General features: G+C 69.2%; 1 protein-coding gene. It reads right to left on the reverse strand.

Annotation, left to right across the window (positions count from 1 at the left end):
- Nucleotides 1-2,720 (reverse strand): condensation domain-containing protein (locus G4D86_RS51515; protein WP_164003068.1); only part of this gene is annotated, 2,720 nt, incomplete at both ends.

The raw sequence follows: 2,720 nt of genomic DNA on the forward strand, positions 1-2,720 counted from the left end.
GGAGAGCAGGGCGGGGAAGATTTCGGAGACGGAGGCGTCGAAAGCGGAAGAGAAGAACTGGAGCAGGCGTCGGCCGGGCCCCAGGTCCATGAAGGCAATGGTTTCCCGAGCGGTGTTGCACAGGCCGCGATGGCGCAGCAGGGTGCCCTTGGGACGGCCGGTGGAGCCGGAGGTGTAGATGACGTAGGCGAGGTTGTCGGGCAGCACGCGCACGTCGGGGGCATGCGTGGGCTGGCGGGAGATGAGCGAATCCCACTCGGAGTCGATGAGGGCGAGCAGCTCGCTCTGCACGGGCAGCTCGTCGGCGAGCTTGTCCTGGGTGAGGAGGACGGGCGGACGCGCATCGCGCAGCATGAAGGCGAGCCGCTCGGTGGGGTAGGAGGGGTCGAGGGGGAGCCAGGCGCCGCCGGCCTTGAGGACGGCGAGGATGGAGACGACGAGCTCTGGGGAGCGCTCGACACACAGGCCGACGAGGACTTCGGGGCCGACGCCCAGTGAGCGCAGGTGGTGCGCCAGTTGGTTGGAGCGCTCATCGAGCTGGCGGTAGGTCAGGGTCCGCTCGCCCATCTGAAGGGCGTGCGCATCAGGGGTGCGTTGCACCTGGGCTTCGAAGAGGTGGTGGGCGCACGTGTCCTGCGGGTCCGCGTGCGTGTCGTTCCACTCCACGAGGACGCGCTGCCGCTCGGCGTCGGAGAGCAGCGAGACGTCACCCAGGTGGGAAGCGGAAGCCAGGGCGCGCAAGGCCGTGCGCCAGTGTTCGAGGAGCCGCTGCATGGAAGCGGCCTCGAAGCGAGGCGAGTCATAGGCGGCCCGGAGGCGCAGGGACTGTCCGGGCAGGATGGAGAGGGTGAGTGGATAGTTGGTGCGCTCGTCGCCGTGGATGTCGCGCACCTGGAGCGACGAGGACGAATCCAGCAGCGAGGCGTCGAGGGGGTAGTTCTCGAAGACGAGCAGGGATTCGAAGAGCGGGATGCCGGCGGGAACAGCACTGAAGGACTGGACCTGGACGAGCGGAGAGTGCTCGTACTGGCGCAGCTCGAGCTGCTGCGCCTGGAGCGACTGGAGCCACGGCAGCAGGGGCGCACTGCCCGAGGGCACGCGGACGCGCGTGGGCAGGGTGTTGATGAAGACGCCCACCAGCGTATCGGAGCCCGGAAGCTCCGGAGGACGGCCGGCGACGGTGTTGCCGAAGACGACGTCCTGCTCACCCGAGTAGTGCGCGAGGACGAGGCCCCAGGACGCCAGGGCGAGCGTGTGCAGGGTGAGCTGGTGCTGGCGGGCGAAGGACAGCAGCGAGGCCGTGGCCTCGGTGGGGAGGTCCAGCTCGAGGGCGAAGTGCTCGGCGGGCTGGCCCTGCGGCGGTGCGGCATGGGTGTCCGCGGGCAGGGACGTGGGAGCGGAGAACGCGTCCAGGTAGGCCCGCCAGAAGGCCTCATCGGTGGAGGCCTCGCGGCGCTGCAGCCAGGCGATGTAGTCGCGGAAGGGCAGCGCCCCGGTGAGCCGGGGCGAGGAGCCGGAGCGGAAGGCGCCGTAGAGGGAGAAGACCTCCTTCATGAGCACGCCGAGGCTCCAGCCATCCAGTAGCAGGTGGTGGTGGCTCCACAGGAAGCGCACGGAGCTGTCCGCCAGGCGCACGGCCGTCAGACGCATGAGCGGTGCGTGGCGCAGCTCGAACCCGCGCTGCTTGTCCTGGACGAGGAGTTGCTCGAAGCGGGTGTGCTGCTCGGAAGCAGAGAGCTCACTCCAGTCGAGCTGCTCGAAGGGCAGCTCCACCTGCGAGTGGACCACCTGGAGCGGGGTGTTGAGGCCCTCCCAGCGGAAGGAGGAGCGCAGGATGGTGTGGTGCTGGAGGCACGCCTTCCAGGCTCTCAGGAACGTCGGCAGGTCGAGCTTGGACGCGACCGTCCAGGAGAGCTGCAGGAAGTAGGTCGCGGACTCGGGAGACAGCAGGGTGTGGAAGAGCATGCCCTGCTGAGTGGGCGAGAGCGGGTAGATGTCCTCGACGTCGGACCCGGTCTGTTGCAGCAACGAATCGAGCGACGGCTGGGAGAGGGCCGCGAGGGGGAAGTCACCCGGAGAGAAGCGGCGGGCATCCTCCGAGGCGCGCGTGGAGATGAGCGCACGCAGGTGGTGGAGGAAGCGCCCGGCCACCGACTCGATGGTGGCCGCATGGTGCAGGTGGGTGCTGTAGCCGAAGGAGAGCTGGAGCTGCCCACCGAGCACGGAGCCGTTGATCTCCAGCACGTGCGGACGTGCACCGGAAGGTGCGGTCCGGGCACCCGCGGGCTCGTGGCTCAGGGAGAAGAGGCGACTGGAGGAAGCCGAGGCATCGATCTGGCCGAGGTAGTTGAAGGCCACCTGAGGCACGGGGAAGGACTGGATCCGCTGGGCGATGTCCGTGGGGCCGAGCCACTTCAGCAGACCGAAGCCGATGCCGTGGTGGGGCAGGCGGCGCAGCGAGTCGCGCACCGCGCGCAGGCACTCACCCGCCGAGCCGCTCGTGGGGGCGGGCAGCAGCACGGGGGTGAAGGAGGTGAACCAGCCGACGGTGCGGGAGAGGTCGACGCCGTCGAAGAGCTCCTCGCGGCCGTGGCCTTCCAGGTGAACGAGGACGTGGGACTGGCCCGTCCACTCAGCGAGAGCGCGAGCCAGGGCGGTGAGCAGGACGTCGTTGATGTGGGCGCGCCAGGCGGAGGGCACTTCCTGGAGCAGCAGCTTCG

The organism is Pyxidicoccus caerfyrddinensis, assembly GCF_010894405.1.
In the GTDB taxonomy this organism is placed as follows: domain Bacteria; phylum Myxococcota; class Myxococcia; order Myxococcales; family Myxococcaceae; genus Myxococcus; species Myxococcus caerfyrddinensis.